Origin of the sequence: Shewanella oneidensis MR-1, assembly GCF_000146165.2 — a bacterium.
In the GTDB taxonomy this organism is placed as follows: Bacteria; Pseudomonadota; Gammaproteobacteria; order Enterobacterales; family Shewanellaceae; genus Shewanella; species Shewanella oneidensis.
On the sequence record NC_004347.2, the window covers coordinates 1,138,995 to 1,162,491 of the forward strand.

The window sequence follows — 23,497 nt, forward strand, 5'->3', positions numbered from 1 at the left end:
TGCTGTAGCGGATTGTACTGACAACTTGTGGTGTCGGCTAGTTAAAAGCCGATGTTCGGAAAATTCTGATGATGAGCATATGGGACATTTCGCAAAAAAAGCGCTATTCGCTAGCGCTAGTTTCGCAATGTAGAAAGGGTTATTTTTGGGCTTGTAGGATGACAAATTTGCCATTGGAGGCAACGGTGGTGCAGTTTTTAAATAAGCGTTGTAATTTCACATGGTAAGCCAAGTGGCGATTGCCCACTATATGTAAAATCCCGCCATTTTTTAACCGACGACGGGCGTCTAAAAACATTTGCCAAGCAATATGATCGGTAATGGCTTCACCTTGGTGGAAGGGCGGATTACAGAGCACTAAATCAGGCTCGATATCTTCGGGTAAATGGGTCATGCAATCATCCCAATGAAAATGTCCCTTGCCTTCGGCGAGTTGATTCATTGTCCAATTGGCCTTTGCCGAGGCGACAGCCATTTCGGAGTCATCGATAAAATGGATATCGGCATTAGGATATAACTGTGCGGCGCGAAGCCCGAGCACGCCATTGCCACAGCCAAGGTCGACAACCGTGTTAAATTTTCCTTGGGGTAGATTGTCGAGCATAATTCGTGCGCCGATATCGAGCTTGTTGGCGGCAAATACATTGCTTAAGTTACTGATTGTTAGGTTAAACTCTGGAATATTCCAGGTGATTCCATTCGGTAAAGCTCTGGGTTTTCCGTCGCTAATACAAGTGATCACTCGGGTCTTTTTCCAAGCAAGGCTAGCATTCGCCGGCCCTAAATGTTTAGCAAATAATGCCAGTAAGCTACTGTTGATCGATTTGGCCTTAGCACCCACTAACACTCTACATCCCGCTGGCAATATCTGTGACAGACGCATTAGCTGGTGGGCAAAGTAGGTGAGATTTTTCGGTAATTTCATCAACACTAAAGCGACATCTTTAGGCAAGGTATCGCGACTGGTAAACCATTGCAGGTTATCCATAGGTAACTGATTGCGATGATGATTTTGCTCTGTACCTAAAAAACTGGTTCTGGCATCGGTTTCAACCCGAAGTGGCCAGTTGGGATTGATACGGGAGAGGGCGCAACTTAAGGCGCCAAAACTATCGTTAATAATGGCCGTTGGCACAGCGATTTGCCCACCTTCAATCAGACTATTGATTAAATGCTCGTCTGCGGCATCCCACGCTTGAAGATTAGATTCCTGCGAAGCGGGATAGCGAAATAGTTCGAGTTCTATTCCTGCTACTGAAAATTGTGTCGTCATTTTGTGTTGTGCCAATAAAAACGGTGTCAATAAAATAAGGCGCTGATTATCGCAGATTTCATGGCTGCTTGCGATGTTTGCCTTTGCGAGTGAGGGTTTGTGCATGCCGTTGATCTAATGTTGTAGCGGTTAAGTTTACCGGCCGAATTTGAATCCTTGGACTGAGACTGGGTACACTGGCGCTGTGCAAACCCGAGCGAAAAACAAAAATCAGTTTCGTTTGGCGACTAGGGGAAAGACTTGTGGTGTGCAAGGTTGGCGTATGAAACAAGCAGATTTTGGATTCGAACTTGAGGCTCATCCTTTGGAGACTCCTGATGAGGCGCATGTCATTGAGAGTCAAGATATTAGGCCGCCCATCACCTTAGTGCGGGGGTATCTGGGCAAGGCGCAACAAAATGCGTTGATTAACGAGGCGCAATCTTACCCACTTACTCGCCCGCAAATTCAAGTGTTTGGTCGATATCATGCTATCCCTCGGCAGCAGGTATGGTATGGCGACCTAGGATGTGACTATTTATATTCAGGGTTATTTATTCGTGCCTTACCTTGGCCTAAGTATTTGCAAAAATTACGCGATAAATTACAACGGGATTTTGAACTGGGCAGCAATGGCGTGTTAGTTAACCGTTACGCTGATGGTCAAGATTGTATGGGCGCTCACAGCGATGATGAGCCTGAAATTGCTCACGGCAGTGATATTGCCTCAATCAGCTTAGGTGCGACTCGTGATTTTGTGATTAAACATAAACATAGCAAGCAGAAATGCTGCATTAGTTTACATAGTGGTGACTTGTTAATTATGCACTGGCCTATGCAACGAGACTGGTTGCACAGTGTGCCGAAGCGCCTAAAGGTCACAGAGCCTCGTTGGAACTACACATTTAGGCAACTTGTCGTTAATTATCATGGGTAATTGAAAGGTAATTGAGAGGTTGTTGAATTCAAAATGTTGTCGGATTTGTTGGGTTTTGAGTTGCAAAACAGGTGCTGAAATTTGATCTTTTATACTTGAAGCAGTACTCTGCGGCCACTGGATTTACCCATGTCGAGATTTGAATATGTCCAATACCCAAGAGCAGGGCACAGTGGCTGAGACCATCAATCAGAAGTTAACTGAGAGCTTCTCACCAACGCATTTAGAAGTGCTGAACGAAAGCCATCGTCATCATGTTCCACCTAATTCAGAGACTCACTTTAAAGTTGTAGTGATCAGCGATGAATTTGAGGGGCTCCGCTTGCTTGCTCGTCATCGCTTGGTGAACAACTGTTTAGCTAATGAGTTAGCTAATGGCGTACATGCGCTATCTATTCATACCTTTACACAAAGTGAGTGGGCAGCGGACGTCGAAGTGCCCAAAACACCTAATTGCCGCGGTTAATTAACGCGATTTAGGACGGGTCAGAGTTAAAACAAAAAGCCACTTTAACAGAGTGGCTTTTTTGTTTTAACTCAAATTGAAGGCATTCTTGGGTTTCCCTGCCGAATATTCTGTGTTAACAATATGTTCTATTTGCACGATTAAGCGCCTATCAATCTATAAAAAGAGTGCGAATTTCATGCGGTTAACGGTTTATTTATCTTGGGAGTGGCTGATGCGTTATTTGGGGGGACTGTTATTTACGGTATTGTTTTTTGGTGCGACTGGCTGTAATCCCTCATCCCAACATGCTGAACCTATTTCTAAAGCGTCCATTACTGATGCACCTCCCGTGAAGCAAGTGATTGAATGGCGTTTAGCCACCTCTTGGCCGAAAAATTTCCCCGGCTTAGGTATGGCGCCAGAGCGTTTTGCAACGCTGGTTAATGATATGTCCCATGGTCAATTGCGCATTACCGTGCACGGCGCTGGGGAATTAATGCCTGCCTTTGCGGTATTCGACGGGGTTAGCCAAGGTAAAATTCAGATGGCCCACGCCGCTTCCTATTATTGGAAGGGCAAAACTCCCGCCTCACAGTTTTTTTCTTCGATTCCATTTGGAATGACAGCACAGGAAATGAACGGCTGGTTGCATTATGGCGGCATGGCGCTGTGGGAGGAGGTTTATCGCCCCTTTGGTATTATTCCCTTAGCAGGGGGAAATACAGGCATGCAAATGGGCGGCTGGTTTAATAAACCCATCAATACGATTGCCGACTTTAAAGGGCTGAAGATCCGAATGCCAGGGCTTGGTGGAGAGGTACTTAAGCGTGTTGGCGCCGTGCCTGTTAATATGGCTGGCAGAGAACTGTTTAGTGCGCTACAAACAGGCTCGCTTGACGCCGCCGAATGGGTTGGGCCAGTTAACGATCTCGCCTTTGGTTTGCATAAAGTCGCGAAATATTATTACTATCCCGGTTGGCATGAACCTGGTTCCAATATGGAATTTTTGATCAACAAAGCCGCCTTTGAGAGTCTTCCCGAAGATTTGCAAACTGTCGTTAAAACAGCGGCCCGTGCTATCAATCAAGATATGTTGGATGAATACACCACGAGCAATGTCACCGCCCTCGAAACCCTCGTTAAAGAAGAAGGTGTCGAGCTTAGGGCTTTTCCGCCTGCGGTGTTAACCGAACTTGAGCGGATCTCACATCAGGTGATTGGAGAACAAGCGGAACAAGATCCTATGATGGGCAAGGTGTACCGTGCTTATCATGCTTATGAACAGGGAGTGCGTGAATACCATAAGATTTCTGAGGACGCATACAGCCAGCAACGGCAGCATTAATGCCATTTATTTACACAAAATGTTTATATTAGCATCTGACTGATATGAGATGATTTCATCTTAAGTTATCTTGTTATCGGTCCAAATCCATTTGATGTTATGCTTGCACCTATAAACAGATAGCGACAGTGGCGTTGTATCGCCCTGATAATTTGGAGATCTCTATGCCATTACTTGATAGCTTTACCGTTGACCATACTCGGATGAATGCACCTGCCGTGCGTGTTGCCAAACATATGACGACCCCAAAAGGCGATGCGATTACCGTATTCGATCTGCGTTTTTGCGCGCCAAATAAAGATATCCTGAGCGAGCGTGGCATCCACACTTTGGAACATTTGTTTGCGGGCTTTATGCGTGACCATTTAAATGGTGATGATGTGGAAATTATTGATATTTCTCCAATGGGCTGTCGCACTGGTTTTTATATGAGCCTGATTGGCGTGCCTACTGAACGTCAAGTAGCGGATGCGTGGCTTGCCTCAATGGAAGATGTACTGAAAGTTGTTGAACAATCTGAAATTCCTGAGCTGAACGAATATCAATGTGGCACCTATGAGATGCACTCTTTGGAGCAAGCGCAGGACATTGCACGTAATATTATCGCAGCTGGCGTGAGCGTTAACCGCAACGATGATTTAAAACTCAGTGATGAGATTCTAGGTAAACTCTAGGCCGCGTATATCAGGCTTAACGCGAAAGCGTCAAGAAAGCGACAATAGTCGCTTTTTTTTTCTTGCAAATTCAGTTATTTTACAAAATAACAACAAACGCCGTACGCTAACAAAAAGTTTTGGGAGCTTGGTATGTCAAGTCGCTATTTTGTCATGTCGCTGACCGCGCTTGCGGTTTCCTGTGTTTACGCTAATTCACTTAATGCAAATCCCCTCTATTCTCAAACACTTGATTTAGCGAAGCTCAATGATCAGTATCATTCTACCGATGATGCAATGCAGTTAAGCAATCTCAATAGCCTAACGCTGCTTCGGGCTGACCATAGTGGCAATTCCGCCAATATCAGTATGCGCTCAGCCACCCAAGGTGTGGCTGTGATGCAAGATAGAGTGTATTTCTCACCTGCGCCCTATTCGGCACCGCAATTGCAGCTATTACCCCATCTTTTGTTGCAGCAAAGTGTGACGACTACGCCACTGGCCAATATGGCTGTTGGTGGTCAGGGATCATTTGGCGTGGTGGACTACCAAAGCCTTAACATTATTGAACGCTCACAATCTGGCAGTGTTCAAATCGAGGGGACGACGGATTCAGATGTGAATGCGGGCATGCGTTGGGGCGTTAATCAAAAAGAATACGGTGCCTTATTTGCGGCTAATTATATTAAAGAACAAGGTGATGCGATTTTTTTCAACGGCAGCGATGCTGACAGAAAAAAAATGGATATGTTGTTTAAGGTCAATGCTTCAAGCTTACTTGGCGCCCGCAGTCCGCAGCAAACGGAATTTACCTATCAATTTATCGATGATGATAGTTACCGTTCATTGCTTGGGATCACTGCCGCCGACTGGCAGCAGGATCCTTTGCTGCTGTATTCCGCTACCGCACAAGATAAACATCAAGGACGGCAACATAAATACCAGTTATCACATCAAGTCAACTTAGGTGATAGCAAGGTGATGAGCGACTTTTACTATCAATTCTATTCACAACGACTGGATCAGCTTGGCGCGTTTAATGGGCAAAATATTGGCTTGGGAACGCTTTACGACATTGCCGCCTTCGATCGTAATCCCAGTGCGAATGGCGCCGATGTAAATATGTTGGTGCAAGACAATGATTACAGTGCATTCGGTGCCCAGACTCAGTCGATAAACCAATACGGCGAACATCAAATTACCTACAGCGCTCGTTATCATACCGATAAAGCCGAGATGCGTTTTGGTGATCAAACTGCATTATGGCAAGCTGACAGAAGTATCGTCCGTGATGAGTCTAATGCGGTGTTAGCCTACACCGATGATGCCACGGCGCTGACGTCGGCAATCGACTCTTTATGGCGTTGGCAGGGCATGCAAATCAAGTTAGGGCTTACTTACGAGCATGTTAGTGTTAATCGTGAAGTGAGCTTAGCTTTTGCTGGGCTTGACGAAGCGGACTTTTCTGATAGCGATTGGATGCCGCAACTTGGTGTGCTTTATGATGCAGGCGATTGGCGTTTTAGTACCGATATACGCCGGGCATGGGCTGCGGCGAGTGCGGGTAATCTTACCCAAGACGCTCAGGAATCGCTTCATTATCAAGTCAGTGCCCAATATGCGAGTGACGGCATTAAGGCTGATTTGCGGGCTTATGTGCAAGAATTTGATAATCTTCATGTGGATTGTGATAGTTACTCCATGTGCGTCGATTCTCGTCTGCTAACTCAAGAAAATATACCCGATGTGCTTACCTATGGGGTTGAATTCGGCCTGGGCTATCGCTCGATGTTGGGTGAGCTTGAATTACCCTTAGAGCTAAGTTATCAGTATCTTAGCGCTGAATATCAGACGAGCACCTGCACCGATATCCAAGGTTGCGTCCTGGAGGGCGACAAACTGGCTTGGTTACCCGAGCACCAATTGCAATTGAGCGCGGGGATTGAATACGCCCAATATCAATTAAACCTTGTCGCTGCTTATCAATCTGAGCGTGATTTCAGTCAGTATGGTAGTGAGTTGCAGCGTGTTGACGGTCAATGGCGTGCCGATATAGCGGCAAATTACGATATTGATAAGCACCACAGGGTGTATTTTCGCCTTGAAAACCTATTCGATGAATCTTTAGTGACAACAGTATCAAATAGTGGAATTCGAACTGAAAATGGACGGATCAGCTATTTAGGTTATCAATGGCGGTTCTAAACTGAGTTAAATCTTGTTTAAAGTTATTAGGAATAAAGCGAAAAAGCATTTAGATTTCTAGATATCACAGGTTATCGACCTTTCGCTAAATTAATTCTTTAAAAATTAATGTTATAGTATTTGACGACCGTAATACTCTCTCTTTCTGAACCCTTGTTCGGTCGGAAGGTGAACGCTGTAGCGCATGATTCTTGTAAATCCTTATTTTAGGTTTGAAAACACCTATAATTTTCGTGGCGATGGCACGGCAATTGGGGTAGAATGCGCGCGACCAGCGTGATTGCGATCGCATTTCTGTGATAAATCTGCGCTAGCTCAATGCAGTAGGTTTTGTTTAAAACCCACGTATTTAGCAGGAACGCGGCGCATTGTCTTTCCTTCAAAACGTAGTGCTTGTGGATATGATTACAATTAAGAAAGGATTGGAACTGCCTATAGCAGGCGGACCAGAGCAAGTTATCCATAATGGCCCAGCCATTAAACATGTAGCTACTTTGGGTGAAGAGTATATTGGCTTACGTCCAACGATGAAGATCAAAGTGGGCGATAAAGTACAAAAAGGTCAGGTGATTTTCGAAGATAAGAAAAATCCTGGCGTAAAATATACGGCTTTAGCCAGTGGTACTATATTAGACATTAACCGGGGCGCCCAGCGTGTGCTGCAGTCTGTTGTTATAGAAGTGGAAGGTAACGACAGCATTGCCTTTGCGAAATATGATGCCACTGCACTAGATACGCTTGATGCGCAATTGGTCCGTGATAACCTGATTGAATCAGGTTTATGGACTGCATTGCGTACACGTCCTTTCAGCAAAGTGCCAGCTGTAGATTCTTCTGCTGCGGGTATTTTTGTAACCGCCATTGATACGCAACCCCATGCAGCCGATCCTGTAGTAGTTATCCGCGAGCATAAAGAAGATTTTGCTAATGGTCTTAAAGTCTTAGCAAGACTTACCGAAGATAAAGTTTACCTTTGTAAAGCGCCTGGCGCCGATATTCCTGCCGCTAATGCCCAAGTTGAAGAATTTGCCGGTATTCACCCTGCGGGTCTTGTTGGTACTCATATCCATTTCCTACTTCCCGCCTCTGCAAAACGTACTGTTTGGCATGTCGGTTACCAAGATGTTATAGCCATTGGTCAGCTATTTACAACAGGTCAACTGCATACTGAACGTGTAGTCGCGATTGCGGGTCCCAAAGCAGCTAAGCCAAGATTAGTTCGCACTGTTTTAGGTGCAAGCATGACTGAACTGACTGCGGGCGAAACCCTAGCGGGTAATGTGCGCTTTATTTCAGGCTCTGTGCTCAATGGTCGTACAGCGATAGGTCCTCAAGGGTATTTAGGCCGTTACCATATGCAGGTGAGTCTGCTAGAAGAAGGCACGGAAAAAGAATTTTTGGGTTGGGTATTACCTGGCGCGAACAAATTCTCTATCACTCGTGCATTCCTTGGTCACTTTAGCTCTTCTCGTTTGTTCAATATGACAACGAGCACAGGTGGTTCAGACCGCGCTATGGTACCTATTGGTAACTATGAGCGTGTAATGCCTCTGGATATTCTTCCTACAATGTTACTGCGTGACCTGATTTCGGGTGACTTTGACGGTGCAGTTACATTAGGCGCGTTAGAGTTGGATGAAGAAGATCTCGCACTGTGTACTTTCGTATGTCCAGGCAAATATGACTACGGTTCATATCTGCGTGATTGTTTAGATACGATCGTGAGGGAAGGCTAATGAGCTTGAAAGATTTTTTCGAACGTATTGAACCCGACTTTGAAAAAGGCGGTAAATACGAAAAGTTTTATGCCCTCTTTGAAGCGGCATACACCATTTTTTATACCCCGGGCAAAGTGAATAATGGCAAGACCCACGTTCGCGATAACCTTGACCTAAAACGTATGATGATTACGGTTTGGGCCTGTGCTTTCCCTGCGATGTTTGTGGGGATGTACAACGTAGGTTTACAAGCTCAAATAGCTTTAGTGGCTGGTTTTGCGACCCCTGATGTATGGCAAGTGAGCTTGTTTAGCATGTTCGGTACTGAACTGACGGCAAACTCTGGCTGGCCTGCGCTGATGTGGTATGGCGCCTGTTTCTTCCTCCCTATCTATGCAGTGACGTTTGCAGTGGGCGGTATTTGGGAAGTGCTGTTTGCTGCTATCCGTGGTCATGAAGTGAACGAAGGCTTCTTTGTTACCTCTATCCTGTTTGCCTTAACCCTGCCGCCAACGATTCCATTATGGATGGTGGCGATGGGGATCACCTTCGGTGTGGTTGTGGCAAAAGAGGTGTTTGGTGGCACGGGCCGTAACTTCTTAAACCCCGCACTTGCAGGCCGCGCCTTCTTGTTCTTTGCGTATCCGCTGAACATGTCCGGTGATACCTCTTGGGTGGTGGCTGACGGTTACTCTGGTGCAACCGCCTTGAGCCAAGCCGCAGCCGGCAGTTTAGATTATGCCTTTAACCAAAACTGGTGGGATGCTTTCTTCGGTTTCATTCCAGGCTCTGTGGGTGAAGTATCGACGCTGGCGATTCTGTTAGGTGGTCTAGTTATCATCTATACCCGTATCGCATCATGGCGCATCGTGGGCGGTGTAATGGTGGGTATGATTGCCATTTCTACGCTGCTTAACGTTGTCGGTAGCGACACTAACCCAATGTTTGCAATGCCTTGGTACTGGCACTTAGTGTTGGGTGGTTTTGCCTTTGGCATGATGTTTATGGCGACTGACCCAGTGTCTGCGTCATTCACTAACCAAGCTAAATGGGCCTACGGGTTCTTGATTGGTGCAATGGCTGTGTTCATCCGCGTGATTAACCCTGCGTTCCCAGAAGGCATGATGTTAGCGATTCTGTTTGCTAACCTGTTCGCGCCATTGTTCGACCACTTCGTGGTTCAGGCAAATATCAAGCGGAGGATTGCTCGTGGCTAGTAATAAAGATTCGTTCGGCAGAACGTTATTTATCGTCGTTGGCTTATGTCTAATTTGTGCGATATTTGTGTCGACTGCGGCAGTATTACTGCGCCCAACTCAGGCAGAAAACAAACTGCTTGATAAGCAAAAGTACATTCTGGAAGCTGCGGGTCTGATTGACACTAAAGCCGGTAAAGTGACCAAAGCGCAAATTTTGGAAACTTACGGTAAGCATATCGAAGCTAAGTTAGTTAACTTAAAAACTGGTGATTGGGTTGAAGGTGTTGACGCCAATACATTTGACCAACGCAAAGCGGCTCGTGATGTGAAGACCTCATTTGTCCCCGAAAACGACATTGCTTCTGTTAAGCGTGTTTCTGAGGACGCTGTGGTTTACCTCGTTCGCGACGATCAAGGTAAGTTAACCAGCGTGATCCTGCCAGTTCATGGTTATGGTTTGTGGTCAACAATGTATGCTTTCTTAGCGTTAGATGCTGATCTCAACACGATTCAAAGCCTAGTTTACTACGAGCACGGTGAAACCCCAGGTCTTGGTGGTGAAGTCCAAAATGCTCAGTGGAAAGCCAAGTGGCATGGTAAAAAGTTATTTGATGCGCAAGGTAATATTGCGATCAGCGTAACTAAAAACCCTGCAGTAGCCAGCACTGAATACGGTGTAGATGCATTATCCGGCGCGACTCTGACCAGTAACGGTGTTCAACACTCTCTGACATTCTGGTTAGGTAAAGAAGGTTTTGCGAGTTTCATTGAAAAAGCACGCAATGGAGGTCTCAGCTAATGTCTGACGCTAAAGAACTGAAACAGGTTCTGACTGGACCTATCGTCAACAACAACCCGATTGCATTACAAGTTCTTGGTGTATGTAGTGCGTTAGCGGTAACGAGCAAGCTCGAAACTGCACTGGTGATGGCGTTGGCATTAACTGCGGTAACAGCGTTTTCTAACCTGTTTATCTCAATGATCCGTAATCATATTCCTAGCAGCGTACGTATTATCGTACAGATGACCATTATTGCCTCTCTGGTAATCGTGGTTGACCAATTGCTGCAGGCTTATGCTTATCAGATTTCTAAGCAATTATCGGTATTCGTCGGCCTTATTATTACGAACTGTATCGTAATGGGTCGCGCTGAAGCCTATGCGATGAAAACACCGCCAATGATGAGTTTTATGGATGGTATTGGTAACGGTTTAGGTTACGGTGCGATTCTATTAGCTGTTGGTTTTGTGCGTGAGCTGTTTGGTAACGGTTCTCTGTTCGGTGTTCAAATCCTGCACAAGATCTCTGATGGTGGCTGGTATCAACCAAACGGTCTGCTATTACTGCCGCCAAGTGCGTTCTTCCTGATCGGTATGTTGATTTGGATTATTCGTACCTATAAGCCAGAGCAAGTTGAAGCAAAAGGGTAATTGAGATGGAACATTATATTAGCCTGTTAATTCGCTCTGTTTTCATTGAAAACATGGCACTGGCCTTCTTCCTCGGTATGTGTACTTTCTTAGCTGTATCGAAGAAAGTGACCACTGCGATGGGCCTAGGGATTGCGGTAGTTGTAGTGTTAACTATCTCTGTTCCTGCTAACCAAGTTATTTACCAAGGGCTGTTAGCACCTGGCGCATTGGCTTGGGCCGGCGCACCTGAAGCTGACCTAAGCTTCTTGAAATTCATTACCTTTATCGGTGTGATCGCGGCTTTAGTTCAAATTCTGGAAATGGCACTGGATAAGTACTTTCCTCCTTTGTATAACGCGTTAGGTATCTTCTTACCTCTGATCACTGTGAACTGTGCGATTTTCGGTGCGGTATCATTTATGGTTGAGCGTGACTATAAACTGGGTGAAAGTCTGGTGTTTGGTTTCGGCTCTGGAGTAGGTTGGGCATTAGCTATCGTATTGATGGCCGGTATCCGTGAGAAGCTGAAGTATGCCGATGTGCCTAATGGCCTGCGTGGTTTGGGTATTACCTTTATTACTGCTGGTTTAATGGCCTTAGGTTTCATGTCGTTTTCTGGTGTGTCTCTATAAGAGATACCAAACGGCTTCTTGAATTGGACCTTCTAAGGATAAGTTAATGGATATTCTTGGTATTTTTAAATCTACTCCGCTTGAGGTTTACCTCGGTGTGAGTATGTTTACTGCTATCGTCCTAGTCTTAGTGTTAGTGATTTTATTCGCTAAATCTAAGCTAGTGTCTAGCGGTGACATCACGATCGGCATCAACGACGATCCTGAAAAAGCGATTACAACCGGTGCCGGTGGCAAGCTGTTAGGCGTGCTGGCGAACAACGGTATCTTCGTATCGAGCGCCTGTGGTGGCGGTGGTTCTTGTGGCCAATGTCGCGTGGTGGTTAAGTCTGGCGGCGGTGATATCCTGCCAACAGAATTAGACCACATCAGCAAGGGGGACGCCCGTAAAGGTTGTCGTCTGTCTTGCCAGGTGAACGTTAAGAACGATATGGAAATTGAACTTGACGAAGAAATCTTTGGTATTAAGAAGTGGGAATGTGCTGTTATCTCTAACGATAACAAGGCGACCTTCATTAAAGAACTGAAGCTGCAAATTCCTGATGGTGAATCTGTTCCGTTCCGAGCAGGTGGTTACATCCAGATCGAAGCGCCTGCACACCATGTTAAATATGCTGATTTCGACGTACCGGCAAAATACCGTGGCGATTGGGAACACTTTGGTTTCTTCAAGTTAGAATCTAAAGTTGACGAAGAAACGATCCGCGCTTACTCGATGGCTAACTACCCAGAAGAGTTTGGCATCATCATGTTGAACGTGCGTATCGCGACGCCACCACCACGTAATTTGACGCTGCCTTGCGGTAAGATGTCATCTTACATTTGGAGCTTAAAAGCGGGCGATAAAGTAACAATTTCTGGTCCATTCGGTGAATTCTTCGCGAAAGATACCGATGCTGAAATGGTGTTTATCGGCGGTGGTGCGGGTATGGCGCCAATGCGTTCGCACATTTTCGACCAACTGAAGCGTCTCAAGTCTAAGCGTAAGATGAGCTTCTGGTACGGTGCACGTTCTAAGCGTGAAATGTTCTACGTGGAAGACTTTGACGGCTTAGCGGCTGAAAACGACAACTTTGTATGGCATGTGGCACTGTCCGATCCTCAACCAGAGGATAATTGGGATGGTTACACTGGTTTCATCCATAACGTACTGTATGAAAACTACCTGAAAAATCACGACGCTCCAGAAGATTGTGAGTTCTATATGTGTGGACCTCCAATGATGAACGCGGCCGTGATCGGTATGTTGAAAAATCTTGGTGTCGAAGACGAAAACATCCTGTTGGATGACTTCGGCGGCTAATGTGAATTAGCCCAAGGTAAAATGAGTTGCAGATGTGGAGTAGAGCTCTCATCTGCAACTTTTGCATTAAAGGGCATACATAAAGAGTTGTTAGTCACTATGTTTAAAACCCTAGCGTTAAAAACCTCAATGTTTAAGCATTCAGTTAGCTGGCTGGTCCTTGTAGGTCTGGCCTTTTTTATTTCAGCCTGTAGCAAACAGGATGAGGTTATTTCCCTTGCGGGCAGCACAATGGGAACGACTTACCACATTAAAGTGGTTCCCAATGAGCATATGCCGACAGCCCAACTATTGCAGGCTGAAATTGACTTAGCCCTAGAACAAGTCAATAACCAAATGTCGACCTATCGTCCTAATTCCGAGCTTTCCCGTTTCAATCAATTACCGCTAGAGCAGAGTGTGGAAGTCTCTCCCGATACCATTAAGGTAGTTAGAGAAGGTATGCGTTTATATGACGTTACCGATAAAGCGTTAGATATTACCTTAGGTCCTTTAGTTAATCTGTGGGGTTTTGGACCTGATAAGCGCCCGACAAAAGTACCGAGTCAAGCCGAGATTGATGCAGCTAAGGCCAAAACGGGTATTCGTGAACTGTCTATCGAAGGCAATCTTTTACGTAAACATAATGCACACTTGTATGTGGATTTATCGTCAATCGCTAAGGGCTTTGGTGTTGATAAAGTTGCTTCGATTTTAGATAAGTATCAAGCAACGGGTTACTTAGTTGAAATCGGTGGCGAGCTGAGCATTAAAGGCACTAAAGGCGATGCTAGCTCATGGCGTGTGGCAATAGAGAAGCCGACCGATGAAGGTATAGCTGTGCAGCAGGTGATTGAACCTGGCACTATGTCTATGGCAACGTCGGGAGATTATCGCAATTATTATGAGGAAGCAGGCCAACGTTTTACGCATATAATTGATCCGCGTACCGGTTTGCCTATCAATCATAAGCTAGCATCTGTCACCGTTTTGCATAACGAATGCATGACGGCAGATGGTTTTGCGACGGCAATGATGGTTTTGGGTACAGAAGCATCATTGGAGCTTGCCAAGAAGGAACACTTGGCGATAATGCTAATAGAAAAGCAAGGTGAAGGATTTAAAGTCTACTACAGCGACGCCTTCAAGCCTTTCCTTAAGTAGTCGGAGTTTACATGAGCACTTTTATCGCGGCATTTGTGATTTTATTACTGTTCTTTTTGCTTATGTCGATAGGTTATCTCATCAAGCGCAAAGCCGTAGAAGGAAGTTGTGGCGGTTTAGGTGTATTAGGGATTGAAAAAGCCTGCGATTGTGATGATCCCTGCGACAAGCGTAAACGTCGCATGGCGGCCGAAGAAGCTCGCCGTGCAAAGTTGACCAAAGACCGGATTATTTAACTTAGCACTTCAATAGAAATAGCCTCCAACGTTGGAGGCTATTTTTTGCCTCGATTTTAGCATTGTTAAGATTAATCCTTGATTTATGAGGAGGATAGCAGGCTAATCTAAGCGATAATGAGAATGCTTTTAATTATTAAGATTTTGAAAAATAAAGAAAATTTGAAATTGAGTGAAAACTATACTAGGCTGAAAGCTTGATTTAGATCAATCTTTCACTCATTTCAAGGATCGTAACTTATGAAAGGTCATCCAAAAGTGGTGGGACAACTCAATCGGGTGCTTACCTGTGAGTTAACGGCCATTAACCAATATTTTCTCCACGCCAGAATGTTTAAGCATTGGGGTCTTGAAAAGCTTAATCACGTCGAATATAAAAAATCCATCGAAGATATGAAGCATGCCGATAAGCTTATCGAGCGAGTGTTGTTTTTGGAGGGATTACCCAATCTGCAACAGCTTGAAAAGCTTCGCATCGGCGAACATGCCCAAGAGATGCTCGATTGTGATTTAGCTATGGTACAGGAGCAACTCACACTGCTACGGGACGCTATTACCCTATGTGAAGCCGAGCAGGATTATGTCAGTCGTGATCTGCTGGAAGACATCCTTGAAGATGAAGAAGAGCATTTAGATTGGCTCGAGTCACAGCGGGAGCTGATTGGCTTAACCGGCATTCAAAACTACCTACAATCGCAAATTAGTGAGTCATAGGAGCGGAATATGAAAGGTGATAAAGACGTCATCGATGCGTTAAATCGACTCCTAACCGGGGAGTTATCGGCTATGGATCAGTATTTTGTGCATGCCCATATGTACGAAGATTGGGGACTTAACGAACTTTATGAACGCATTGCCCACGAGTCAGATGACGAGAAAGGCCATGCGGCAAAACTGGTGCAGCGTATTTTATTCCTCGAAGGTGTGCCCAATGTTGCGGCAAGGGAAGCACTCAACATCGGTTCAAATGTCGAAGAGATGCTGCGTAACGATCTCGCCTATGAATATAAAGTTGCCGATGATTTACGTAAAGTCATTGCCCTCTGTGAGCAGAAAAAAGATTATCAAACCCGTGAGATCTTAGAAGTCCTACTCGACGATACTGAGTCTGACCATATGTATTGGCTTGAGAAGCAGCTCGGTTTAATCGACCGCATTGGTTTAGCGAATTATCTGCAAACAAAGATGTAACTGAGTCAGTTATCTCTTTTACTACCAAGGCCAGCCATTTTCGATGACTGGCCTTTGTATTAAAACAAGATATCGATTTTGAGTATTTAGTCTATCACTCGGTAAAACTGCCCGCCAGCAAAGCGATCTTCTAATTGCTACTTATAGTTTAGTTATTCCTGTTATTAAGTTAATCTTCATTCTTTACAAACACTTGTTTACGTTTTTTCTCGTATTTTAATCTGTTGTTGACTGGTAAAAATTGTTACCGTGTAAAACTGTTTTTGCATGCATTTTTGTTAAGTTATTAGTCAGCCAGACGGGAAGATGATGAGGTATATAAAACGTTCTCTAAGTATGCAGTTAGTGGTGACTATCGTCGGTGCCTTAGCTGTACTTCTTACTTTAGTAGCCGCTTTGCTCGTGAATAAAGAAAGTAATAACACACGTAGGCAGGTGGATGCAGACATTTCGGCACTTGTTGCTTTAAAAGCCAATGAGATCAGTGGCTATTTTATTGCCAAGGGACAAGTGATCCACTCGGTATTTGCCGAGCCTAGGCTTATTAACTGGTTTAGTCAGTACCATGCCCGAGGCAGCAATCTTGCGGGTGATCAGCAATATCAAGATATTATTCGTTATTTTCGTTCATTCTCTGACCGTGATAGCGATGTTAAATCGGTATTCTTTGGTTCGGCAAACACCTTCGAATATTTTGATCTCAATGGTCGCTTCGATGGCGATGCTAATTATTACACCAATAAGCGTCCTTGGTGGCAGGAGGCGATTGATCAGCGTGGCCTGTTTGTCGGCGATCCGGCAGTTGATGCCAACGATGGCTCTATTTCGGCGACGGTTAAAACCCCTGTTTATGGTGCCAATGGCGAACTTATTGGCATTGGCGGTATGGATATTTTGATCGATACCATTGGAAAGAACCTGTTAGCACCAATTAAATATCGCCACTATGGCCAAGCCTTTTTGATGACGGATGAAGGCAAACTGGTATATTTCCCTGGATTTTCAGACAAATTTCCTCCTGGATCGCTTGCGAATCAAATTGATAGCCAATTTAAAGATACTTCGGGTTTTTCTGCATTAATGCAACAAATGCAGCGCGAGCCTCAGGGTTTTACCGAAGTCACCTTTAATGGCGTATCACAGCGAGTGACCTTTGTGACCGTAGGCGGGGATTATCCTACACAAAAGTGGCATTTAGCATTTATGTTGCCCCATGAGGTGATTGAGGCGCCAGTGACCAAAGCCTTTTGGAATGCCTGTTTTGTAGCCTTAGGGATTATGTTGTTAGTTGGCATCACAGTATGGCTGATGTTATTACCCTTTAGACGCCAGCTAGGCAAATTACTCGATGCCATGGAAGATATTGCCGAGGGTGATAGCGATTTATCACAACGTATTTTGATGGAGCGGGAAGATGAATTAGGTAAACTAGGTGATGCATTTAACCGCTTTGCTGAAAAGGTTCAGCAAATGTTATTGCATACTCGCAGCTTGACTCAAGAGGTGGGAACTGGGGTGCTTGATGCTCGGCAAGTGTGTGATTTAGCCGTGTCTTCTGTGTCATCGCAAAAACAACAAATTGATTCTGTGGCCACAGCAGCAACGCAAATGGCACTGACCAGCCAAGAAATGGCGATAAGTGCGCAGCGAGCGAATGAGTTTGCTGAAAAAGCACAAACCCAAGCCTACGGCGGTACGCAAATTGTTTCTCGGGCGACCGAAGGAATGAAGGCCTTGTCAGTGCAAGTCATTGAAGCCGCTAAAGTGATTAAGCATCTCCGTAGCAGCTCAGAACAAATTGGCGAGGTATTAAGTGTTATCCGTAACATTGCAGAGTAAACCAATTTGTTAGCGCTCAATGCGGCAATTGAAGCCGCCCGTGCGGGCGAACAAGGCCGTGGTTTTGCTGTCGTTGCTGATGAGGTGCGTACGCTGGCTTCGCGTACCCAAGATTCAACTGCCAATATTCAACGCATTATCCAAACACTGCAACAAAGTGCGCTTCAGGCTGAGCAGGTGATGGAATCAGGGGTTGAGCAGGCGAGAGTGGGGCAAGATTTGACCACTCAAGTCGAGCAAGCTCTAAGCGATATCGCCATAGCTATTACATCTATCCAGCAGCAAACCGTTGAAATTACTGTGGCGATTGGTCAGCAGGCGGTCGTTGCCGATGAAGTCGCGCAAAACGTGGTGAGAGTGCGTGGTTTATCCGAACAATCGCTATTATCAAGCCAAGATCTCTCCCAAAGTCTGCAAGGATTTGAGCAAGCAACTCGAGAACTGACACGTAATATTGGGCAATTTAAAATTTAAACTCTGTTGTTTTTAAAACCAAAGGAGCCTTAGCACTCCTTTGGTTTTTTTGGGGATTTCATGCTTGGATAAGGACGGGTAGGCCGATAGGTGAGCTCCGCGGCCGCGTAAATATGTCGCAGATACTTGATAACTGTTTTTATATACAGTATTTTGAGTGTTGGAGGTACCTTAAGTGCGGAAAATCATTCATGTCGATATGGATTGCTACTTTGCTGCGGTTGAAATGCGGGATTTTCCCGAATACCGTGGTAAACCGCTGGCCGTTGGTGGTAGTCGTGAGCGGAGAGGTGTTATCAGCACCTGTAATTATGAGGCGCGCCGATTTGGCGTACGCTCTGCTATGGCGACAGCTTATGCGCAGAAGTTGTGTCCTGATTTAATTCTTGTTCCCGGTCGAATGCAGGTCTACAAAGACGTTTCATCGCAAATTCGTGCCATCTTTTCCCGCTATACAGAACTGATAGAGCCTCTGTCTTTAGACGAAGCCTATTTAGATGTCAGCGACTGTAAGCTGCATAAAGGCTCTGCAACTTTAATTGCCGAAGCCATTCGCCGCGATATTTTGGCCGAAACTGGGCTTACGGCATCGGCTGGTGTTGCGCCTGTAAAATTCCTCGCTAAGGTGGCCTCGGACTTAAATAAGCCCAATGGTCAGTATGTGATTCCGCCCGATAAGGTTCCTGAGTTTATTAGAACCTTATCCCTACGCCAGATCCCTGGTGTGGGGAAAGTCACTGCGGAAAAACTGTCCTCTTTAGGTTTAAATACCTGTGGTGATGTACAAACTTATCCAAAACAAGAGCTTATTACTCGCTTTGGAAAATTTGGCGCTGTATTAATTGAAAGGGCCCAGGGGATTGATGATCGAGGCTTGTCTGTAAGTCGCGAACGTAAATCTGTCGGCGTTGAGACCACACTAGCACAGGATATTTACACCCTTGAGCAATGCCAGCAAGTGATGCCGGGGTTAATTCAAGAGTTATCAACCCGTTTAAGCCGTAGCGCCAAGGATCGACAAATCCATAAGCAGGTGGTGAAGCTTAAATTCAGTGACTTTAAACAAACGACCATTGAACATCGCAGTAATGATGTGTCTGTGATGATGTTTTATGAATTATTGGCGCAGGCAATTGCAAGGCAGGATGGGAGGGGAATCCGGCTACTCGGCGTAGCTGTTGGGCTTAGTGATAAATCACTGATTAGCGAGGTTGATCCATTGCAAACCCAACTGGTGTTATCTATTTAACGCATTATTAAAACAACGCTTAAATCTTAATCTGCTTTGGCTAATGTAATAAAAAACCGCGCTAATAAGCGCGGTTTGCTGAGGTTTACACTGAGTTAGGCTTTAACGGGAATGCGTTCTAGCACGGCTACGAGTAGATCCCAATACTGACCAACGGTGGTGATATTGACCATTTCATCAGGACCATGTGGATAGCGGATGGTTGGGCCGATGGAGACCATATCCATTTCGGGATAAGGCTTTTTAAACAGTCCACATTCAAGGCCTGCATGGATCACCATGATCACTGGCTCTTTATGGTAGATAGACTCGTAGGTTTCACGCACAATCGCCATTACAGGCGAAGTGTTATCCGGCTTCCAACCAGGGTAAGCACCGCTAAATTCAACGTCAGCACCTGCTAAGTTGGTTAACGCATTTAGCATACCTTCAACTTGGCTGCGGCCAGAATCGATCAATGAGCGAATCAAGCACAGAATGCCAACTTCTTCATCGTTAGTGCTGATCACGCCAACGTTGAGTGAGGTTTCGGTCACGCCAGTCACTTCATCGCTCATGCGCATCACGCCGTTAGGGCAAACATGCAGTAAATCGATAAGCGTGTTTTGGCTGTTTTCGCTCATCACGCGTTTGGGCGTGGCAATGTTGCTTAACACTAAACGTAAATCTGGGTCGGCAATAGCGAGTTCGGCACGCATTAACGCTTCAAAGGCATGCACTTTTTCCTTGAGCGCATCGATATTTTCAGCGGGTAACATAAAGCTGATATTGGCTTCACGTGGGATGGCGTTGCGCAGTGAACCACCGGTAAATTGAGTTAATTCCAGCGCTAACTCATCGGCATTTTCAAACAGGAAGCGCGCCAAAATCTTGTTGGCGTTACCACGGCCTAAATGAATGTTGACCCCAGAGTGGCCACCTTTTAAGCCTGATAAATGCAGGCTAAATGAAGCGTAACTTTGTTCTGAAGCTTGCCATACCATAGGCAGGGTGATTTGGGCATCGACGCCGCCAGCGCAGCCCATATAGATTTCACCTTCTTGCTCTGAGTCGGTGTTGATCAGGATCTCGGCATTGAGCATACCTGCCTGCAGGCCAAATGCGCCTGTCATACCGGCTTCTTCATCAATAGTGAGCAGTACTTCGAGTGGACCATGCTTGATATCGTCCGAGCCTAAAATCGCTAAGGCTGAGGCCATACCAATGCCGTTGTCGGCGCCTAAGGTGGTGCCTTTAGCTTTAACCCAGTCGCCATCGACATAGGCTTCGATGGGATCTTTAATAAAGTCATGCACTTTATCGGCATTTTTTTGTGGCACCATATCGATATGGGCTTGAATAACCACAACTTTGCGATCTTCCATTCCTGGAGTCGCAGCTTTGCGGATAATGACATTACCGACAGCATCTTCAACCACATCGAGCTGTTTCTGCTTAGCCCAAGCTTGGATGTGTTGGCTGAGTGATTGTTCATGTTTGGAAGGGTGGGGAATCGCACAGATTTGTTCGAACCATTGCCATAAAGGTTGTGGGTATAACTGACTTAACGCTGTCACAGAAGGTCCCTCATCAGGTCTTGTGGGTATGGGGCAAATTTGGGCTAATCCTAACACATTCTGCTCAGGCGATTAATCTTCTCGATACAGGCTTGAGTGCTTGTGGCAGAGAAAGTTGCCACTCGATGTATTTTCGATAGTGGCAAAGCGATTTTTTGATTGGTAATTAAGCGTTTTAGCGGGAATAATGCTGGCACAATAATGAAAAAGGATGGGTCATGTTTCAAGTTAACTTTATTGATGTACAAGCAGAAAGTGCCATTTTTGATGGCGAAGGTTGGGATGCGGTTGTGGTGGTCACACCGGATCTTGGTGCTATTGGGATTGATGAGATCAGTTTGTTGGCCGAGCACGGTGCTAAGGTCGATAAGCGGGTCGGTAATAGCCCGACGTTACTGTTTGCCCCCGGTTTAGCCGGTGGCCGTTTAATCATAGCGCCCGTTACTCAAGTGGCGGATGATTATGCCGATGTGCGCGTGTATGGCGATGTGGCAAGAGTCGCCATTGCTATCGCTAAAGACGCGGGTGCTAAGCGTCCGCTGCTTTATGTTGTTCCTTCAGCAACACCTAAGTTTGGTTTTGCGACCGAAGTTGCGGCGCTAGCCTGTGGCCAAGAATTATGGCAAACCTTAGAGTTACGCGAGGCGACAGGCTTAACGCCGGCCTTTGAAGCGATAGGTTTATTGTCTTTATCGGCCGACACTTCATCAGCCGATAAGAGTCACTTACTCAATGCATTAGAAGCAGGCCGGGTATTGGCGCGGGATTTATGTGGCACAGAGCCTGAGCGTATGTCTGCCAAAGCCTTTGCAGATTACTGCCTGCAATCCTTTAAAGGCAGCGTGATAAAAACCGCAGTAGTAGAAGACAGAGATATTTTAGAGCGTGACTATCCACTGCTGAGTGCTGTGGCGCGCTCCTCCTTTGCTGTGGGCCGTCATCAGCCACGGGTCGTAAAACTCGAGTATCTGCCTGAAGGGGAAATCACTCGAACCTTTTTATTTGCGGGTAAAGGTGTGGTTTATGATACGGGCGGCGCTGATTTGAAAGTGGGCGGCGCAATGGCGGGTATGAGCCGTGATAAAGGCGGTGCTTCTGCGGTTGCAGGGTTATTTAAAACCTTATCCATGCTTAAGCCAAAGGGGATCCGCGTAATTGCCGAACTGGGCTTAGTGCGTAATAGCATTGGCAGCGAAGCCTTTGTCACCGATGAAATTATCAGTAGCCATGCAGGCGCTAGGGTTCGAATTGGTAATACGGATGCTGAAGGTCGTTTAGTGCTGGCGGATTTACTCAGTCATCTGCGCATTAAAGCGGTAACGGCTGTTAAGCCTGAGCTGTTTTCTGTGGCGACCTTAACAGGCCACGTGGTGCGTTGCTATGGTAATTATCCCGCAGCGGTTGAAAATGTGGTCGCCAATGCAACAAATTGCGCACTGACATTGCAGCAACAGGCAAGCCAATGGGGTGAACCCTTTGAAGTATCAACGCTGCGACGTGAGGATTTTGCCAAGATCCGCGAGGTGTCGGGGGCGGCGGATATTTTATCCTCTAATAATGCACCTTCTTCCGTGACGGCCCGAGGTCATCAATATCCTGCGGCGTTTTTATTGAAGGCATCAGGCCTGTTTGAACACGGTGTCAATGCCGCTATTCCTTTAGCTTACACACACTTAGATATTGCAGGTAGCGCAACTGAAGGCGATCCGCTCTACGGGAAACCGACCGCAAGCCCATTAGTTGGTCTGTATCAATATCTGATCAATCGTTAACAACTTAGCGGTATAAATAGAAATAATTCTGTAATATCTTACTTATTAGTTGGTTACAGGATTATTTCTGTTTTTCTGTGAAACAAATCGCCATTAACGCTAGTATATTTTTGTAATTTAATTACATTAAAAAGCCTTAATTAAAAAAAATACAAATAAAGCTTGTAATAAAACTACATAAACCTATAATAGCTTTCGTGGACAGGGCAATAGGCCTTTCCCCTCTAGTCTATCCAGGATGGATACCCTTCTCCAAGGACCCGAGTGACAAGTCGTCTCAACGGATTTGAGAATCTCTAGTTCCAAGGAACCGAGCCAAGCTTTACTAGAGTACTTAATCTCAACTTTACTTAGGAGTAATTGACTATGTCTTATACAGGCAACAACCATTTTTTTTGGCAAAATACTTGGTTAAATTCAGATGTTTTGCGTGGCGGTTTATTCGCTATGAGCTTTAAGGGCTAACTATCCCTTTAAACCTAGTTTCCATCATCCATCAACCTTTGTATCGCCTTTTAGGGCGTGTTTAGACTCAAGTAGCATATCGGTGTTTTTGCATGGGTATGCCAGTTTTTTCCGCTAGCGCGGTAATGTACTTCCCCGAAAGGGACGCTTGAAATATGTCTTGCCTGCTCATTGAGCAGGCTTTTTTTTAGCTATTTTTAATTTTTCAATTTCAGCCATCACATTGTTGTCTTGTGACTGCATTATTCATCTAGATTATTTCGCTTAAAAAACAATATGCTTTTAACTCGGGGCTGATGCTGACCATTCCTGTCCCGCTAATTCGCTTATTAACCCTTTCTATAGCCGTTTTGAAAGGTAATTATTTGCGGTTTTTTGTTCTGTTTAGCGATTTATATCAATAATGTCGTTATCAATCTTCTGGCCTGACCAGCATAAACTCCCTATAATCGCCTGCGAATAACACA

The 23,497-nt window shown here is 45.4% G+C and carries 19 protein-coding genes and 1 pseudogene; 18 read left to right on the plus strand and 2 right to left on the minus strand.

What is annotated here, in order from left to right; genetic code table 11:
- Positions 1 to 139: 139 nt before the first annotated feature.
- Positions 140 to 1,273, minus strand: a complete 1,134-nt coding sequence (locus SO_RS05075) for a methyltransferase (protein ID WP_011071341.1) — start codon at positions 1,271 to 1,273, stop codon at positions 140 to 142.
- A gap of 262 nt (positions 1,274 to 1,535) precedes the next feature.
- Between SO_RS05075 and SO_RS05080 the strand changes: the two genes are divergently transcribed.
- The 17 genes and pseudogenes from SO_RS05080 (at position 1,536) to dinB (ending at position 19,237) form a co-directional block, all read left to right on the plus strand.
- Complete coding sequence (locus SO_RS05080) at positions 1,536 to 2,189, plus strand: alpha-ketoglutarate-dependent dioxygenase AlkB family protein (RefSeq protein ID WP_011071342.1); 654 nt, start codon at positions 1,536 to 1,538, stop codon at positions 2,187 to 2,189.
- 145 nt (positions 2,190 to 2,334) lie between these two features.
- A complete protein-coding gene (locus SO_RS05085; protein ID WP_011071343.1) occupies positions 2,335 to 2,655 on the plus strand; it encodes a BolA family protein in 321 nt (106 codons plus the stop codon).
- Between the two features lie 214 nt (positions 2,656 to 2,869).
- On the plus strand, positions 2,870 to 3,982 hold the full coding sequence (locus SO_RS05090) for a TRAP transporter substrate-binding protein (protein WP_011071344.1): 1,113 nt from the start codon (positions 2,870 to 2,872) through the stop codon (positions 3,980 to 3,982).
- A 164-nt stretch (positions 3,983 to 4,146) separates the two neighbouring features.
- Positions 4,147 to 4,656 carry an S-ribosylhomocysteine lyase gene (gene luxS / locus SO_RS05095; protein WP_011071345.1) on the plus strand — a complete coding sequence of 170 codons (510 nt, stop codon included), beginning with the start codon at positions 4,147 to 4,149 and terminating at the stop codon, positions 4,654 to 4,656.
- Positions 4,657 to 4,788: 132 nt separating this feature from the next.
- On the plus strand, positions 4,789 to 6,840 hold the full coding sequence (locus tag SO_RS05100; RefSeq protein WP_011071346.1) for a TonB-dependent receptor domain-containing protein: 2,052 nt from the start codon (positions 4,789 to 4,791) through the stop codon (positions 6,838 to 6,840).
- A gap of 401 nt (positions 6,841 to 7,241) precedes the next feature.
- Positions 7,242 to 8,576: a Na(+)-translocating NADH-quinone reductase subunit A gene (locus SO_RS05105; RefSeq protein ID WP_011071347.1), complete on the plus strand. Its 1,335-nt coding sequence runs from the start codon at positions 7,242 to 7,244 to the stop codon at positions 8,574 to 8,576.
- On the plus strand, positions 8,576 to 9,775 hold the full coding sequence (locus SO_RS05110) for an NADH:ubiquinone reductase (Na(+)-transporting) subunit B (RefSeq protein ID WP_011071348.1): 1,200 nt from the start codon (positions 8,576 to 8,578) through the stop codon (positions 9,773 to 9,775). The genes SO_RS05105 and SO_RS05110 overlap by 1 nt, the downstream gene beginning before the upstream one ends.
- A complete protein-coding gene (locus tag SO_RS05115; RefSeq protein ID WP_011071349.1) occupies positions 9,768 to 10,556 on the plus strand; it encodes a Na(+)-translocating NADH-quinone reductase subunit C in 789 nt (262 codons plus the stop codon). Before SO_RS05110 ends, SO_RS05115 begins: the two co-directional genes overlap by 8 nt.
- A complete protein-coding gene (locus SO_RS05120) occupies positions 10,556 to 11,188 on the plus strand; it encodes an NADH:ubiquinone reductase (Na(+)-transporting) subunit D (protein WP_011071350.1) in 633 nt (210 codons plus the stop codon). Before SO_RS05115 ends, SO_RS05120 begins: the two co-directional genes overlap by 1 nt.
- Before the next feature lie 5 nt (positions 11,189 to 11,193).
- Positions 11,194 to 11,802: an NADH:ubiquinone reductase (Na(+)-transporting) subunit E gene (nqrE, locus tag SO_RS05125; protein ID WP_011071351.1), complete on the plus strand. Its 609-nt coding sequence runs from the start codon at positions 11,194 to 11,196 to the stop codon at positions 11,800 to 11,802.
- A gap of 46 nt (positions 11,803 to 11,848) precedes the next feature.
- The gene (nqrF, locus tag SO_RS05130) at positions 11,849 to 13,105 is read left to right on the plus strand and encodes an NADH:ubiquinone reductase (Na(+)-transporting) subunit F (RefSeq protein ID WP_011071352.1); all 1,257 of its coding nucleotides are present in this window, start codon (positions 11,849 to 11,851) and stop codon (positions 13,103 to 13,105) included.
- Positions 13,106 to 13,204: 99 nt separating this feature from the next.
- Positions 13,205 to 14,248 carry an FAD:protein FMN transferase gene (locus tag SO_RS05135; protein WP_011071353.1) on the plus strand — a complete coding sequence of 348 codons (1,044 nt, stop codon included), beginning with the start codon at positions 13,205 to 13,207 and terminating at the stop codon, positions 14,246 to 14,248.
- Between the two features lie 11 nt (positions 14,249 to 14,259).
- A complete protein-coding gene (nqrM, locus tag SO_RS05140; RefSeq protein WP_011071354.1) occupies positions 14,260 to 14,484 on the plus strand; it encodes a (Na+)-NQR maturation NqrM in 225 nt (74 codons plus the stop codon).
- Positions 14,485 to 14,724: 240 nt separating this feature from the next.
- Positions 14,725 to 15,198 (plus strand): bacterioferritin, encoded by a 474-nt coding sequence (gene bfr / locus SO_RS05145; RefSeq protein ID WP_011071355.1) that lies wholly within the window; start codon positions 14,725 to 14,727, stop codon positions 15,196 to 15,198.
- Positions 15,199 to 15,207: 9 nt separating this feature from the next.
- Complete coding sequence (bfr, locus tag SO_RS05150; protein ID WP_011071356.1) at positions 15,208 to 15,675, plus strand: bacterioferritin; 468 nt, start codon at positions 15,208 to 15,210, stop codon at positions 15,673 to 15,675.
- Positions 15,676 to 15,984: 309 nt separating this feature from the next.
- Positions 15,985 to 17,988 (plus strand): annotated as a pseudogene (locus SO_RS05155) (methyl-accepting chemotaxis protein).
- Between the two features lie 175 nt (positions 17,989 to 18,163).
- Positions 18,164 to 19,237 carry a DNA polymerase IV gene (dinB, locus tag SO_RS05160; RefSeq protein WP_011071357.1) on the plus strand — a complete coding sequence of 358 codons (1,074 nt, stop codon included), beginning with the start codon at positions 18,164 to 18,166 and terminating at the stop codon, positions 19,235 to 19,237.
- Between the two features lie 95 nt (positions 19,238 to 19,332).
- Here dinB and SO_RS05165 read toward each other — a convergent pair whose 3' ends face one another.
- Entirely contained in the window at positions 19,333 to 20,793 is a 1,461-nt protein-coding gene (locus SO_RS05165; protein ID WP_011071358.1) for an aminoacyl-histidine dipeptidase, read from the minus strand.
- Positions 20,794 to 21,011: 218 nt separating this feature from the next.
- Here SO_RS05165 and SO_RS05170 point away from each other — a divergent pair, with 218 nt between their 5' ends.
- The gene (locus SO_RS05170) at positions 21,012 to 22,565 is read left to right on the plus strand and encodes a M17 family metallopeptidase (protein ID WP_011071359.1); all 1,554 of its coding nucleotides are present in this window, start codon (positions 21,012 to 21,014) and stop codon (positions 22,563 to 22,565) included.
- The last annotated feature ends 932 nt before the right edge of the window (positions 22,566 to 23,497 follow it).

Coding starts and splice junctions, on each gene's coding strand:
- SO_RS05075 (WP_011071341.1), bottom strand. CDS start 1,273: ATGACGACACAATTTTCAGTAGCAGGAATAGAACTCGAACTATTTCGC.
- SO_RS05080 (WP_011071342.1), top strand. CDS start 1,536: ATGAAACAAGCAGATTTTGGATTCGAACTTGAGGCTCATCCTTTGGAG.
- SO_RS05085 (WP_011071343.1), top strand. CDS start 2,335: ATGTCCAATACCCAAGAGCAGGGCACAGTGGCTGAGACCATCAATCAG.
- SO_RS05090 (WP_011071344.1), top strand. CDS start 2,870: ATGCGTTATTTGGGGGGACTGTTATTTACGGTATTGTTTTTTGGTGCG.
- luxS (WP_011071345.1), top strand. CDS start 4,147: ATGCCATTACTTGATAGCTTTACCGTTGACCATACTCGGATGAATGCA.
- SO_RS05100 (WP_011071346.1), top strand. CDS start 4,789: ATGTCAAGTCGCTATTTTGTCATGTCGCTGACCGCGCTTGCGGTTTCC.
- SO_RS05105 (WP_011071347.1), top strand. CDS start 7,242: ATGATTACAATTAAGAAAGGATTGGAACTGCCTATAGCAGGCGGACCA.
- SO_RS05110 (WP_011071348.1), top strand. CDS start 8,576: ATGAGCTTGAAAGATTTTTTCGAACGTATTGAACCCGACTTTGAAAAA.
- SO_RS05120 (WP_011071350.1), top strand. CDS start 10,556: ATGTCTGACGCTAAAGAACTGAAACAGGTTCTGACTGGACCTATCGTC.
- nqrE (WP_011071351.1), top strand. CDS start 11,194: ATGGAACATTATATTAGCCTGTTAATTCGCTCTGTTTTCATTGAAAAC.
- nqrF (WP_011071352.1), top strand. CDS start 11,849: ATGGATATTCTTGGTATTTTTAAATCTACTCCGCTTGAGGTTTACCTC.
- SO_RS05135 (WP_011071353.1), top strand. CDS start 13,205: ATGTTTAAAACCCTAGCGTTAAAAACCTCAATGTTTAAGCATTCAGTT.
- nqrM (WP_011071354.1), top strand. CDS start 14,260: ATGAGCACTTTTATCGCGGCATTTGTGATTTTATTACTGTTCTTTTTG.
- bfr (WP_011071355.1), top strand. CDS start 14,725: ATGAAAGGTCATCCAAAAGTGGTGGGACAACTCAATCGGGTGCTTACC.
- bfr (WP_011071356.1), top strand. CDS start 15,208: ATGAAAGGTGATAAAGACGTCATCGATGCGTTAAATCGACTCCTAACC.
- SO_RS05170 (WP_011071359.1), top strand. CDS start 21,012: ATGTTTCAAGTTAACTTTATTGATGTACAAGCAGAAAGTGCCATTTTT.